Annotated in this window: 10 protein-coding genes and 1 pseudogene; 9 read left to right on the top strand and 2 right to left on the bottom strand. The window is 70.5% G+C overall.

Features of this window, described 5'->3' with window-relative positions; translation table 11 throughout:
• Positions 1-110 precede the first annotated feature (110 nt).
• The 6 genes from ACZ41I_RS31030 to ACZ41I_RS31005 all read left to right on the top strand — a co-directional run bounded on the left by ACZ41I_RS31030 (position 111) and on the right by ACZ41I_RS31005 (position 8,730).
• The gene (locus tag ACZ41I_RS31030; RefSeq protein WP_399772580.1) at positions 111-1,211 is read left to right on the top strand and encodes a substrate-binding domain-containing protein; all 1,101 of its coding nucleotides are present in this window, start codon (positions 111-113) and stop codon (positions 1,209-1,211) included.
• A 181-nt stretch (positions 1,212-1,392) separates the two neighbouring features.
• On the top strand, positions 1,393-2,184 hold the full coding sequence (locus ACZ41I_RS31025; RefSeq protein WP_363214676.1) for an ATP-binding cassette domain-containing protein: 792 nt from the start codon (positions 1,393-1,395) through the stop codon (positions 2,182-2,184).
• Complete coding sequence (locus tag ACZ41I_RS31020; protein WP_399772150.1) at positions 2,181-3,473, top strand: sugar ABC transporter permease; 1,293 nt, start codon at positions 2,181-2,183, stop codon at positions 3,471-3,473. The genes ACZ41I_RS31025 and ACZ41I_RS31020 overlap by 4 nt, the downstream gene beginning before the upstream one ends.
• A 130-nt stretch (positions 3,474-3,603) precedes the next feature.
• Positions 3,604-5,532, top strand: coding sequence for a 1-deoxy-D-xylulose-5-phosphate synthase (gene dxs, locus ACZ41I_RS31015; protein ID WP_468324350.1), 1,929 nt, complete (start codon positions 3,604-3,606; stop codon positions 5,530-5,532).
• Between the two features lie 155 nt (positions 5,533-5,687).
• The gene (locus tag ACZ41I_RS31010; protein WP_468515611.1) at positions 5,688-7,196 is read left to right on the top strand and encodes an amino acid permease; all 1,509 of its coding nucleotides are present in this window, start codon (positions 5,688-5,690) and stop codon (positions 7,194-7,196) included.
• A gap of 73 nt (positions 7,197-7,269) precedes the next feature.
• The gene (locus tag ACZ41I_RS31005) at positions 7,270-8,730 is read left to right on the top strand and encodes a glycosyltransferase family 39 protein (RefSeq protein WP_468515610.1); all 1,461 of its coding nucleotides are present in this window, start codon (positions 7,270-7,272) and stop codon (positions 8,728-8,730) included.
• 33 nt (positions 8,731-8,763) lie between these two features.
• Here the strand turns inward: ACZ41I_RS31005 and ACZ41I_RS31000 are convergent, their stop codons facing one another.
• Both ACZ41I_RS31000 and ACZ41I_RS30995 read right to left on the bottom strand, forming a co-directional pair.
• Positions 8,764-9,180 carry an NTP pyrophosphohydrolase gene (locus ACZ41I_RS31000; protein ID WP_399772141.1) on the bottom strand — a complete coding sequence of 139 codons (417 nt, stop codon included), beginning with the start codon at positions 9,178-9,180 and terminating at the stop codon, positions 8,764-8,766.
• A 38-nt stretch (positions 9,181-9,218) separates the two neighbouring features.
• Positions 9,219-10,193 (bottom strand): hypothetical protein, encoded by a 975-nt coding sequence (locus tag ACZ41I_RS30995; protein WP_468515609.1) that lies wholly within the window; start codon positions 10,191-10,193, stop codon positions 9,219-9,221.
• 20 nt (positions 10,194-10,213) lie between these two features.
• Between ACZ41I_RS30995 and ACZ41I_RS30990 the strand changes: the two genes are divergently transcribed.
• From ACZ41I_RS30990 to ACZ41I_RS30980, 3 genes and pseudogenes are all read left to right on the top strand, one after another.
• Complete coding sequence (locus ACZ41I_RS30990; protein ID WP_399772136.1) at positions 10,214-11,431, top strand: CapA family protein; 1,218 nt, start codon at positions 10,214-10,216, stop codon at positions 11,429-11,431.
• A 263-nt stretch (positions 11,432-11,694) separates the two neighbouring features.
• Positions 11,695-14,058, top strand: a complete 2,364-nt coding sequence (locus ACZ41I_RS30985; protein WP_468515608.1) for a HAMP domain-containing protein — start codon at positions 11,695-11,697, stop codon at positions 14,056-14,058.
• A 6-nt stretch (positions 14,059-14,064) separates the two neighbouring features.
• Positions 14,065-14,264: pseudogene (locus ACZ41I_RS30980) on the top strand (poly-gamma-glutamate synthase PgsB); the annotation flags it as partial.

The raw sequence follows: 14,264 nt of genomic DNA, 5'->3' as shown, positions 1-14,264 counted from the left end.
CTCGTTAAGGATTTACTTCTTGACGTCGCACGTGTGGCCGAGTTGACTTCCAGCCACCTCGGCCGCAACGACGCGGCCTCGTCAGGGAGGTTTCTGAAGTGAACACGCGTATGCGTCGTGCGGCCTTCGCCGTTGCTGCTGGTGCCATGGCCGTCTCTCTCGCCGCCTGTGGCAGCGCCAAGGAGTCCGGTGGCGGCTCCGGCAAGTCCTCCGGCCCCAAGAAGGGCGACTCCATCAAGGTCGGCCTGCTCCTGCCGGAGAACCAGACCGCCCGTTACGAGAAGTTCGACCGGCCCTTGATCGAGAAGAAGGTCAAGGAGCTGACCAACGGCAAGGGCGAGGTCATCTACGCCAACGCCAAGCAGGACGCCACCACGCAGAACCAGCAGGTCGACTCCATGGTCACCAACAAGGTGGACGTGCTGATCGTCGACGCGGTGGACGCTGCGGCCATCAAGAACTCGGTGCAGAAGGCCAAGGACGCCGGCATCCCGGTCGTCGCCTACGACCGCCTGGCGCAGGGTCCGATCGACGCGTACACCTCGTTCGACAACGAGACGGTCGGCAAGACCCAGGGCGAGGCCCTCCTCAAGGCCCTCGGCTCCAAGGCCAAGTCCGGCAAGATCGTCATGATGAACGGTTCCTCCACCGACCCGAACGCCGCGCAGTTCAAGAAGGGCGCCCACGAGGTGCTCGACGGCAAGGTGAACGTCGGCAAGGAGTACGACACCAAGGAGTGGAAGCCGGAGAACGCCAACTCCAACATGGAGGGCGCCATCTCCGCTCTGGGCAAGAAGAACATCATCGGCGTCTACTCCGCCAACGACGGCATGGCCGGCGGTATCATCACCGCCCTCAAGGCCGCCGGCATCTCCAACATCCCGGTCACCGGCCAGGACGCGGAGCTCGCGGGTGTCCAGCGCATCGTCGCCGGTGAGCAGTACATGAGCGTCTACAAGCCGTACGCTCCCGAGGCCGCCGCGGCCGCCGAGATGGCCGTGGACCTCGCCCAGGGCAAGTCCCTCGGCTCCGTCGCCAAGGACAAGGTCGACAGCCCGACCACCAAGCAGGTCCCCTCGGTCCTGGTGCCGGTCACCGCGCTGACCAAGGACAACATCAAGGACACCGTCGTCAAGGACGGCGTCTACACGGTCGCCGACATCTGCACCGGGCAGTACAAGGCGGCCTGCGACAAGCTCGGCCTGAAGTAATCAGCCGCACGCCTTCCCACCCGAGGGAATTCCTTCTTGAATTCCCTCAGCGGGAAAGGCCTCCACAGCTCCGCCGGCGCCCCGCGCATCAGACAGCCCCGCAAGCTCGTTGCGGGGCGCCGGACGGAACACCCCCCAAAAACTTCTGCACAACCTCCCGCCGGGTCAGGCGGCGAAGGAGATGGTTCACGTGTCCGCTACGCCCGTGCTGGCGTTGCGCGGGGTCTCCAAGCGGTTCGGTGCCGTTCAGGCGCTCACCGACGTAGAGCTTGAGGTCCACGCCGGTGAGGTGGTCGCCCTGGTCGGCGACAACGGTGCCGGAAAGTCCACGCTGGTCAAGACGATCGCCGGCGTTCACCCCATCGATGAGGGCGTCATCGAATGGGAAGGCAAGGCCGTCCAGATCAGCAAGCCGCACGACGCCCAGGGCCTCGGCATCGCGACGGTCTACCAGGACCTCGCGCTGTGCGACAACATCGACGTGGTCGGCAACCTCTATCTGGGCCGGGAGATCCGCCGCCGCGGTGTCCTGGACGAGGTGGAGATGGAGCGCCGCTCCCGCGAGCTGCTCACCACGCTGTCGATCCGCATCCCGAGCGTCCGCATCCCGATCGCCTCGCTCTCCGGCGGCCAGCGCCAGACCGTGGCCATCGCGCGCTCCATGCTCGGCGAGCCCAAGCTGGTCATCCTCGACGAGCCCACCGCCGCCCTCGGCGTCGAGCAGACCGCGCAGGTCCTCGACCTGGTGGAACGGCTGCGGGAGCGTGGTCACGCCGTGATCCTCATCAGCCACAACATGGCCGATGTGAAGGCCGTCGCCGACAAGGTGGCCGTCCTGCGTCTGGGTCGCAACAACGGCGTCTTCGAGGTCAAGTCGACCTCGCAGGAAGAGATCATCTCCGCCATCACCGGCGCCACGGACAACGCCGTGACCCGTCGTGCGGCGCGCTCCAATGGGGAGATCAAGAAGTGAGCATCGACAAGACCTCCACGCCCCCCGAGGACCACGTGGTGGAGAACCCCGAGGCGGCACGCGGCTCCGACGTCGCGGTCGACCCCCGCCTGCTGGTGCGCGAACAGGGCTTCGCGGGCTACATCACCGAGTTCAAGCGGAAGATGAAGGCCGGTGACCTCGGCTCCCTCCCGGTCGTCATCGGCCTGGCGGTCATCTGGATCATCTTCCAGAGCCTGAACTCCAACTTCCTCACCGCCGGCAACCTCTCCGACATCTCCGTCGCCATGGTCGGCACGGGCATGATCGCCGTCGGTATCGTGTTCGTCCTGCTGCTCGGCGAGATCGACCTGTCGGTCGGTTCGCTCTCCGGTGTCGCGGGTGCCACCTTCGCGGTGCTCAACGTCACCCACGGCATGAACGAGATCCTGGCCCTCGTGCTGTCCGTCCTCACCGGAACGGTCGCGGGTGCGGTGCAGGGCTTCTTCTTCGCGAAGATCGGCGTCCCCGCCTTCGCGGTCACGCTGGCCGGTCTGCTGTTCTGGAACGGCCTCATGCTCAAGATCCTGGGCGACAACGGCACGATCAACCTGAACGACAACGGCCTCGTCGCCAAGCTGACCAGCTACTACTTCTCCGACGTGGCCGCCGCCTACGGGCTCGCCATCGCGGTGACGGTGCTGTTCTTCCTCAGCTCCTTCTTCGGCAACAAGCGGCGCGAGGCCGCCGGCGTGCCGTCCCGCCCGCTGAGCGAAACCATCCTGCGCACCGTGCTGCTGGGGATCGTCGCCTTCGCCGCCGCGGCCGTCTACAACCAGTACAAGGGCCTGCCGCTGGCCGTGGTGATCTTCATCGCGGTGCTGTTCCTCACGGACTTCGTGCTGCGCCGCACCGGGTACGGCCGCAAGATCTTCGCGCTCGGCGGCAGCGTCGAGGCCTCCCGCCGTGCCGGTATCAACGTGGACATGGTCCGGATCTCGGTGTTCGCCATCTCCGGTACCTTCGCGGCCATCGGCGGCCTGTTCATCGCCTCCAAGATCGCGTCCGCCAACCAGGGCGCCGGCGGCGGTGACCTGCTGATGAACGCGATCGCGGCGGCCGTGATCGGCGGTACGTCCCTCTTCGGCGGCCGGGGCCGCACGTGGAACGCGCTCCTCGGCGTCCTGGTCATCGTCTCGATCCAGTACGGCCTCGCCCTGCAGGGCATCGCCTCCCCGGTGCAGTACATGATCACCGGTGGTGTTCTGCTCGCCACAGTGGTCATCGACGCGGTGACCCGCAAGACGCAGAAGACCGCTGGTCGCGCATAGCGCGCCCGGACGGACGACAGCGCCCGGCACCCGAAAGGTGCCGGGCGCTGTCGTGTCGTGCAAAGCATGAACATTAGACTCGGGCGAGCCCGGCGAAAGCTCGATCAGCTCTACTGCAAAGGAGGCACGGGTGCCGCTGCTGACCCGCATCAGGGGACCGCGCGATCTGGACCGGCTCAGCCTGGAGGAGCTGGACCAGCTGGCGGAGGAGATCCGGACCTTCCTTGTCCAGGAGGTCTCCAAGACCGGCGGGCACCTGGGCCCCAACCTCGGTGTGGTGGAGCTGACCATCGCCCTCCACCGGGTCTTCGAGTCCCCGAAGGACAAGGTCCTGTGGGACACCGGCCACCAGTCCTATGTGCACAAGCTGCTCACCGGCCGGCAGGACTTCTCGAAGCTGAAGATGAAGGGCGGCCTGTCGGGCTACCCGTCGCAGGCCGAGTCCGAGCACGACGTCATCGAGAACAGCCACGCCTCCACGGTGCTCGGCTGGGCCGACGGCATCGCCAAGGCCAACCAGCTGAAGAAGCGGGACAGCCATGTCGTGGCCGTGATCGGTGACGGTGCCCTCACGGGCGGCATGGCCTGGGAGGCCCTCAACAACATCGCCGACGCCAAGGACCGGCCCCTGGTCATCGTCGTCAACGACAACGAGCGGTCGTACGCCCCGACCATCGGCGGCCTCGCCAACCACCTGGCCACCCTGCGCACGACCGACGGGTACGAGCGGTTCCTCGCCCGCACCAAGGAGGTGCTGGAGAAGACCCCGGTCGTCGGCCGGCCGCTCTACGAGACGCTGCACGGCGCCAAGAAGGGCCTGAAGGACTTCATCGCCCCGCAGGGCATGTTCGAGGACCTGGGCCTGAAGTACGTCGGTCCGATCGACGGGCACGACATCGAGGCGCTGGAGTCCGCGCTGGCGCGGGCCAAGCGGTTCGGTGGCCCGGTCATCGTGCACTGCCTCACCGAGAAGGGGCGCGGCTACCAGCCGGCCCTGCAGGACGAGGCCGACCGCTTCCACGCCGTCGGCAAGATCCATCCGGACACCGGTCTGCCGATCGCCTCCTCCGGCGCCGACTGGACCTCCGTCTTCGGCGACGAGATGGTCAGGCTGGGTGAGGAGCGCGAGGACATCGTCGCCATCACCGCGGCCATGCTCCAGCCCGTCGGCCTGGACAAGTTCGCCAAGCAGTTCCCCGAACGGGTGTACGACGTCGGGATCGCCGAGCAGCACGCCGCCGTGTCGGCCGCCGGACTCGCGTACGCCGGGGTGCACCCCGTCTTCGCCGTGTACGCCACCTTCCTCAACCGCGCCTTCGACCAGGTCCTCATGGACGTGGCCCTGCACAAGTGCGGGGTCACCTTCGTGCTGGACCGGGCCGGCGTCACCGGCACCGACGGCGCCTCGCACAACGGCATGTGGGACATGTCGATCCTCCAGGTCGTACCGGGCCTGAGGCTCGCCGCGCCGCGTGACGCCGAGCAGGTGCGGGCGCAACTGCGGGAGGCCGTCGAGGTGACGGACGCGCCGACCGTGGTCCGCTTCTCCAAGGGCGCCGTCGGCCCCGCCGTACCCGCCGTGGGCCGCGTCGGCGGGATGGACGTCCTGCGCGAGCCCGGCACCGACCGGCCGGACGTGCTGCTGGTCTCCGTGGGCGCGCTCGCGCCGATGTGCCTGGAGATCGCCGCCCTGCTGGACAAGCAGGGCATCTCCACCACCGTCGTCGACCCGCGCTGGGTCAAGCCCGTCGACGAGGCCATGGCCCCGCTGGCCGAGCGGCACCGGGTCGTCGTCACCGTCGAGGACAACAGCCGCGTCGGCGGTGTCGGCTCCGCGGTCGCCCAGGCCCTGCGCGACGCCGGCGTGGACGTGCCGCTGCGCGACTTCGGCATCCCGCCGCGCTTCCTCGACCACGCCTCCCGCGGCGAGGTCCTCGCCGAGATCGGCCTGACCGCCCCGGACATCGCCCGCCAGGTCACCGGACTGGTCGCCAAGCTGGACGGCCGGTTCGACCGTACGGCCGCCGAGGTGGACTCGGTGGAGCCCGCCCGCGACTGACCCGCGACGCGCCCCCACGGGCCGGTGACGCCATTCCTTGCGGTGGCGGAACCGGCCCGTTTGCGTGAACCTGCCTGTGCCGGGGCATACGCACCCCGACCCTCTCGATCATGTCGGGCCATGGCGAGGCGGCCCCCGAGCGTGGGAGGCACTACGTGAGCAGCACGCTGTTCAGGACGAAGAACGTCGAGCAGTCCATCCAGGACACCGAGGAACCCGAGCATTCGCTCAAGAAGTCCCTCTCCGCGCTCGATCTGACCGTCTTCGGCGTCGGCGTCATCATCGGCACCGGCATCTTCGTCCTCACCGGACAGGTCGCCAAGAACAACGCCGGTCCGGCGGTGTCCCTGGCCTTCGTGGCAGCCGGCGTGGTCTGCGCGCTCGCCGCCCTCTGCTACGCCGAGTTCGCCTCCACGGTCCCCGTGGCCGGCTCGGCGTACACGTTCAGCTACTCCTCCCTGGGCGAGCTGCCCGCCTGGATCATCGGCTGGGACCTGGTTCTGGAGTTCGCGCTCGGCACGGCGGTGGTGGCGGTCGGCTGGTCGGGCTACATCCGCTCGCTGCTGGACAACGCCGGCTGGCATCTGCCCGACTATCTCGCCGGCCGGGACAACGCCGCCGGTTTCGGCTTCGACATCCTCGCCGCCGCCCTGGTGCTGGTGCTCACCGGCATCCTCGTCCTCGGCATGAAGCTGTCGGCCCGGATCACCTCGCTCGTCGTCGCCATCAAGGTGGCCGTCGTCCTCATCGTGATCATCGCCGGTGCCTTCTTCATCAAGGGCGCCAACTACACGCCGTTCATCCCGCCGGCCCAGCCGGTGCCGGCCGGCGGCAACCTCAAAGCACCGCTCATCCAGCTGATGTTCGGCTGGGCACCCGCCAACTTCGGCGTGATGGGCATCTTCACGGCCGCCTCGGTCGTGTTCTTCGCCTTCATCGGCTTCGACATCGTGGCCACGGCCGCCGAGGAGACCCGCAACCCGCAGCGGGACATGCCGCGCGGCATCCTCGGCTCCCTGTTCATCTGCACCGTGCTCTACGTCGCCGTCTCCATCGTCGTCACCGGTATGCAGAAGTACACCAAGCTGTCCGTGGACGCCCCGCTCGCCGACGCCTTCAAGGCCATCGGACACCCCTGGTACGCGGGCGTGATCAGCTTCGGCGCGGCGGTGGGCCTGACCACGGTCTGCATGATCCTCCTCCTCGGCCAGACCCGGGTGTTCTTCGCGATGAGCAGGGACGGACTGCTGCCGCGCTTCTTCTCGCGGGTCCACCCGCGCTTCAAGACCCCGCACCGGCCGACCATCCTGCTCGGCGTGGTCATCGCGATCGTCGCCGGCTTCACCAGCCTGAGCGAGCTGGCCGAACTGGTGAACATCGGAACGCTCTTCGCGTTCGTCGTCGTCGCGATCAGCGTGATCATCCTGCGCCGGACCCGCCCCGACCTGCCGCGCGCCTTCCGCACCCCGTGGGTCCCCTTCGTCCCCGTCCTGTCCGTGTGCGCCACCCTGTGGCTGATGCTCAACCTGCCCGCCGAGACCTGGATCCGGTTCGCCATCTGGATGGTGATCGGCTTCGTCGTCTACTTCCTCTACGGCCGCACCCACAGCAGGCTGGCCCTGCGGGACAAGGATGCCCAGCAGGCCGCGGGCCGTACTCCGTAACCGTTTCCTTCGCCCCACCGGCCCCGTATGTCCCGCTTCGGCCAGGACGGCGGGGCCGGATAGCGTGCTGCCCATGCTCGCCGCCCCGCTCGCCCGCGCACGGACCGCAGGCACGAGGACCGTCACCCGGGCGGCGTACTGGACGCGGCTGCTGCCCCTCCTCGCCACGCTGGCCTGCGTCACCCGGCTGCCGTCCTTCGTCCGGCCGCTGTGGAACCCGGACGAGGGCTACCTCGCCGTACAGGCGCGGCTGCTGGCCCAGGGCGGGCAGCTGTACGACACCGTCGTGGACCGCAAGCCGCCGCTGCTGCCCTGGCTGTACGAGGCGGCGTTCGCGGTCTGCGGCTCCGGCTCCCTGACTCCGCTGCGGGTGCTGGCGGTCCTCGCCCAGCTGCTCACCGCCGCGGCCCTGGCCTCGCTCGCCCGGCGCCGCTGGGGCGACCGCGCGGGCCGGACCGCTGGGGTGCTGTATCTGCTGGTCTCGGTCGGGCTCAACCCCGAGGACGCGCAGGCCGCCGGCTTCGAGGTGTTCATACTGCCCGGCACGGCCGCCGCCCTGTGGTGCGCCGACCGCGGGCGCTGGGGCGCGGCCGGGGCCGCCGTCGCCGCCGCGTTCCTCACCAAGCAGACCGGCGGCGCGGTGCTGCTGCCGGTGGCCTGGCTGCTCGACCGCCGGGGCGCCCCGCGCGCGGGCGTGCTGCGGCTCGCGGCCGGCTGCGCGCTGCCGGTGCTGGGCGCGGCCCTGCTGACGGACCCGGCCCGGTTCCTGTTCTGGACGGTGACCGGCTCCGCCGCCTACGTCTCCTTCACCGGCTCCGAACTCCATGTCCTGGCGCGCGCCCTGGCCAACACCGCGCTCCTCGCCGTGGCCTCGGCGGGGCTGCTCCCGCCGGTCGTACGGGCCCTGCGCAGCGCCCGTACCGAAGCGGTGGACCTGTGGCTCTGGCTGGCCGGCTCGGCGGTCGCGGTGACCGCCGGCTTCCACTTCTTCGGCCACTACTACCTGCAACTCACCCCGCCGATCGCCCTGTTGGCCACCGCGGCGCTGCACGGCCTGCCCGCGGAACGGGGCGTGGCCGCCGTCCGCACCTCGGCCGGTGCCTGTGCCCTCTTCCTCGCCTGGGGCCTGCTCGCTCCGCGCCCGGAACTCGCCCACGCCCAGCGGCTCGCGGCCGCCCTCGAACAGCGCACCACCCCCGCCGACCGGGTCCTGGTCTGGGGCATGCACCCGGAGACGTACTGGCTGGCCGGCCGCACTCCCGCCACCCGCTATCTGACCGCCGGTCTGCTCACCAACTACAGCGGCGGCCGGGACGGGTCCGAGGTCGGCGAGAAGTACGCCGTGGCGGGTGCCTGGCCGGTCTTCCGTCGGGAACTGGACGCCTACGCCCCGCCCCTGGTCGTCGACGACTCCCGCGGCAAGCCGTACGCCCCCGACCGGATACCACCCCTACGCCGCCTGCTGGCCGCCCGCTACGAGAAGACGGGCACCGTGGACGGAGCGGTGCTGTACGCCCGGGTACCGGGCCAGTGAGAAGAGCCGGACCGGGGTCCGCGCCTGGCAGGTTCAGTTCAGGAGTGTGCGGGGGCCGGTGACCTCGGCGCCGTGTTCGCGGACGCGGCGGCGCAGCTCGCGGTCGGCCGTGACGACCAGGCACGGGCGGTCGCCGGCCGCCGCCGCGAGGTCCACGATGCGGTCGTCCCCGCTGCCGGACGCCTCCTCGATGCGCACCCCGGGCACCGGGGCCACGCCCCGGGCCGCGCCCTCGACCACCAGGACCAGCTCCAGCGGGCCGGGCAGTCCGGCCACGCCGGACCGCGCGAAGGGGACCAGACGGTCGCGCAGGCGCTCGGCGGCCCCGCGACGGTCGCGCCACCAGCCGTCGGGCACCGATCCGACGACGTTCGCACCGTCGACGATGAGCAGGGGCAGGGGCCCGCCGGCCTCGTCCGTCTCGTTCGTCGTGCCCGAGATGTCTGCCATGTCGCTAACAGCCTTGCTCTGTCGCATGCGTGGGAGGCTCAGTGTGTCACGGGTTTACCGGCCCACCGGCGTGTGATCTCGGCGACCGCGGCGGCGGCCCGCTCGGCGGGCCGTCCGCCCGCGCGTATCTCGGGGGAGAACTCGACGTGCAGGAACGGCACATGGTCGTCGTCTGCCACCCGGCCCTGCATGTTCGTGCGGCCCTCCAGCGGACAGGACCGCACCCAGGCCCGGCACACCTGGAAGCCGTGCCCGCGCAGGGCGTCGGCCAGGTCGCGGCCCTCCTGTCGGCCCGCCGACCCGGCGCCGGTGGAGGCGATCACGTCGTAGCCGGGCGCGGCGGAGGCGGCGAAGCCGTGCAGCTGGATCCCGGGCATCCCGCGGCGGGCCAGCTCCGCGCAGATGGCGTGGAAGACGGTGTCCTGGCGGTGCGCCACGTCCGCCGAATTACCGACTCCCGCTTTGCGATGTGCACCTGCGATGACCAGGATCCCGCCGGGTGAGCCGCGCAGCACCCGGACGCCCAGCTGCTCGGTGCCCAGATCGAAGCCCGGGTGCGGAACCTGGGCCGACCAGCTCGGGCGGTGGTCCAGATCGAGGTAGACCCGGCCCCAGCCGCGCGGTGTCACGGCGGAGTCGGTGCGGTCGGCCACCTCGGTGTACCGGTGCCCGGAGGGCCGGTCGAAGACCGTGCGCACCGTGAAGTCCCTTTGCGAAAGACGCTGTTCCGCTTGGTCGCGATGGCCGTCGAGCAACAGGCCGAGCGCCGCGGCGATGTCCTCGCGGTCGGCCTTGCCGGGATGCAGATAGCCCCGGTCGGGGCCGAAGCGGCTGGTGTAGTCCGCCACCTCGCGCGCCAGGTCGATCTGCTCGGCGCCCTTGGTGGCGGGCCGGTCGGACTGGCCGGCGCCGCCGCCCGTGGTGCGGAGCAGGGCGGTGAGACCGCCGGCGAGACCGGCGATGACGAGCAGAAGTGTTGCGATCGTTATGACGCGTGAGCGATGGGCTCTCATGGTTGTATCAAGATATCTTGGTGAACAGACGCCGTAGCCGGACCCTGCTGTCCCTGCTGACCCCGCTCTCCCTCCTCGCGGCCGCCTCCGGCTGCGGTCTCCTCTCGGACGACGCCGGTGCCCAGGGCGGCGGGCGCTCCTTCACCGTCGCCGCCGCCGGGGACATCCTGATGCACCCCGAGCTGGTCGACCAGGCACGCAAGGACGCCAAGCGCACCGGCAAGGGGGTGGACGGCCTGGACTTCGGGCCGATGATGGCCGGCATCAAGCCGCTGATCAGCAAGGCGGACCTGGCGATCTGCCACTTCGAGCCGGTGATGGGCCCGGCGAAGGGCCCCTTCGAGGGCTTCCCGGACTTCCAGGTGCCGCCGCAGCAGGCGAAGACGATCAAGGACATCGGTTACGACACCTGCTCCACCGCCTCCAACCACACCCTCGACCACGGCTACGAGGGCGTGAAGCGCACCCTGGACGCGCTGGACGCCGCCGGTCTGAAGCACACCGGCTCCGCCCGCACCGCGAAGGAGGCGAACACCCCGCTGATCATGGACGTCAAGGGCGTCAAGGTCGCGCAGATATCCTTCGCCTACGGCTTCAACGAGCCGCACACGCTGCCGAAGGGCAAGCCGTGGCTGGCCAACGAGCAGGACCTGGGCCGGATCAAGGCCGCCGAGCGGCGCGCCCGCAAGGCCGGTGCCGAGGTGGTGATCCTGTCCCTGCACTGGGGCCACGAGCATCATCCGGAACCGTCCGCCGGGCAGCTCTCCTTCGCCCGGCAGATCGCCCGGCACACCGGCATCAACCTGGTCATCGGCCACCACGCGCACGTCGTCGAGCCGATGGAGAAGGTCGACGGCACCTGGATCAGCTACGGCCTGGGCAACCAGATCGCCCGGCACGAGGTGCCGACGGGGCTGACCGAGGAGGGCGTGATCGCCTGGTTCACGTTCACCGAGCGGGACAAGGGTCACTGGGACGTCCAGCCGCGCTTCGAGCCGACGCTGCTGACGATTCCGCCGGACGCCGAGAACGTCCGGGACGGCGGCACCGCCGACTACTCCGACGACGAGGCGCGGGACTACCGCCTGCTGGACGTGCCGGCCGCGCTCCGCGACGACCACGGCCTGACGGACAGCCAGAAGGCGCGGCTGCGGCTGGCCTTCGAGCGCACCGAGGGCACCCTGCTCAACCGTGGCGCCGCCAAGGACGGCCTGAAGCCGCTGACGCCGCTGCCCTAGCGGGGGCCGGACGGGATGTGCGCACGGCCTGAACCGCCACCGCATGGGAGCCTCATTTGTCCTTTCTTGTCCGTTCTTGGTTGTGGGTTGCGTGATGTTGCCTAGATCACGTGCGACTTACTGCAACTTAACCCACCACTTACATGTCTGAGCTTTCCGGGCGCGGTCTTACCATCCACGCGCCCGGACCGTATTTCCTGAGAGGACGTTCTGTGGCGTCATCGCCCCCGGCGCGGCAGCACCGAGCCCGCCGCCGAGCCGACATGTCGCTGATCGGAGGCATCCGCCCGCCGATCGCGGTCCTTTCGGCACTCCTGCTGACGCTCGCCGCGATCACGGCACTGGTGCTGGGCCGCGTCGACGACGCCGGAGTGCCGAAGGCGGTGCTGACGTCCCAGCAGCACTTCGCCGAGGACGGCGCCATCGCGCTGCGCGCCTCCATCGACGAGTCCGTCACCGACGTCACCCGCTCCGCCGCGCTGTTCAGCGCCGGGCAGCCGGTCTCCGGCGACGCCGTCCTCGACAAGCTCGGCAGCACCTACCAGAAGTGGATGGGCACCGCCGTCGTCGAGATCCGCACCGGCAAGCTGGTCGCGGCCCGCGGCGAGACGGTGCCGCTGACCGACGTGGACCTCTCCAGCCTCAGCGGCGACGACGGACTGGCCCCACGCATGGTCCGGCTGAAGAACGGCGAGGTGCGCCTGCTCTCCTTCGGCCTGCTGACCTGGCCGGGCAGGCCGCAGCTGCTGCTGGTGGCCTCCAGGAACCTGAAGTTCCCCGGCATCAGCCTCGGTCAGTTCCGCTCCATCGCCGTGGTGGACGCCGGCGGCGCGATCCTCAGCAGCGACGGCATCGCCGACCCCGAGTCGGCCCGCAACAGCATCGACCGCAAGGACCTCACGGACTCCCGCAAGCAGCTGAAGGACTTCGCCCAGGCGGCGGCCCGACGGGCACAGCAGGACCCGCGCAGCAGCAAGGAACCCGGCAGCGGCGGCTACCAGGGCGTCAGCGGCAGCCTGCTCGGCGGCAAGCTGCTCGGCGACCGGTCCGTCGCCGGATACGCCACCCTCGCCGCGGCCGAGCCCGGCGAGAGAACCACCGCCAGCGGGCTCGGCCTGTCCGTGGTCGCCATGGTCAAGGTGACCGAGGAGTCCGCCCCGGCCGGCTCCCCGGTGTTCGGAGTGCTGGCGGCCGGCGCGCTGCTCGTCGTCGGCGCCCTGGCCGTGGCGGTGCTGCTGGGCACCGTGCAGCGCCCGCTCATCCGGCTGTTCCTGGAGTCCCGCCGGCTCACCCGCGGCGATCTGACCCGGCCGGTCACGGTCCCCGGCTACGGCGAGGCGCACCGCATCGGAGGCGCCCTGGAACGGCTGCGCCGCCAGCTGCTCGGCGAGAGCGCCGAGGCCACCGGCCCGGCCGAGAGCCAGCGCGGGCTGCGCCGGGTGGACACCCGCGCCTTCCTCGCTGTCTGTGCGGTGCTGCTGCTGGCCTGGTCGGCACCGCTGATGCTGCTGTTCAACCGCGCGGACAACACGGCCGACGTCCCCCGGCAGCTCGTCAACGACCAGCGCGAACGCACCGACACGCTCAGTGACCGGGTGCGCCGCGCGGTCAACGAGGGCGACGCCGACCTGCAGTCGGTCGCCTCGCTGATCGGCGACAAGACCTCACCCGAGGCCATGGAGACGGTGCTGGAGCACACCTACAACGAGAACCGGCGCTACCGCTCCCTCTACGTCGTCGACTCCCACGGCGCCATCCAGGCCCGCGAGGGAAAGACCCCCAAGGTGGACCAGTCCGACCGGGTCTCCGGCAAGCCCGTCCGGCTGCTGGGCCGCGGCGGCAAGGAGCCCGTGGTCGTCGCCGCCGCCGAGATACCCGGCCGGGGCGGAGCCCAGCTGATCGGCGAGTTCCGGGTGGAGTTCTTCAACGCCCTGCTGACCCGGCCCGGCCTCGGCGTGGTCCGGCTCGTGGACGACCAGCACAAGATCATCGCCGGTAACACCGGCTTCCTCGCCTTCCAGTCGCTGCCCGACGACCACCTGAAGGACCTCGTCGCGGCCAGCGCCCAGCGGCTGGGCAAGAAGCCCCAGCCGAACGGCGTGCTCTACCGCGAGCACGGGGTGCGGATCGCGGCCGCCGCGCCGTTCTCCGGCAGCGGCACGGCCGAGTCGCTGCACTGGAGCGTGGTCAGCTGGCAGCCCGTCGACCGGCTCGCCATCCCGCAGTACGACGCCCAGAACCGCACCGTCCTCGCCGGCCTGCTCGGTGCCGCCGCGGCCGTCGCCTGCCTGGGCTGGCTGCACATCGTGGTGGCCCGTCCGCTGCGCAGCCTGGCCGACCGGGCCGAGGCGCTGGCCGGGGGCGACCGCAAGACCGTGCTCTTCCCGCAGCACCACGACGAGGTCGGCGCCGTCACCCGCTCCCTGGAGCTCATCCGGCAGCAACTGCAGGACCAGCGCCGGCAGCAGCCCCGCCACACCCCGCCCCCGCCGTCCGCCCGGCAGCAGTCCGCGCCGCGCCAGGACCTGCCCGAGCAGCACGGCCCGCGCCAGGACCCGCCCCGGCACCCCGCGCCCGAGCCGTACCCGCCGCAGCCGTACCCGCCCCAGCAGTACACAAGGAACTGATCACCCGTGCTCTTCCTCTACACCGTGCTGCTGGTCTGCTGCGCGATTCTGCTCGCCGCGGGCGTCGTGGAGCAGCGGCGGCACTTCGCCAACCTGGAGAACATCCCCACCCGGGTGCTGGTCAACGGCATCCGCGGCAAGTCCTCCATCACCCGGCTGTGTGCGGGCGCGCTGCGCGGCGGCGACCTGGTCACCGTCGCCAAGAC

Source organism: Streptomyces sp. NPDC030799, from assembly GCF_055572255.1.
Note: the sequence above shows the minus strand (reverse complement) of the source record. Positions and strands in the feature narration are given on the sequence as shown.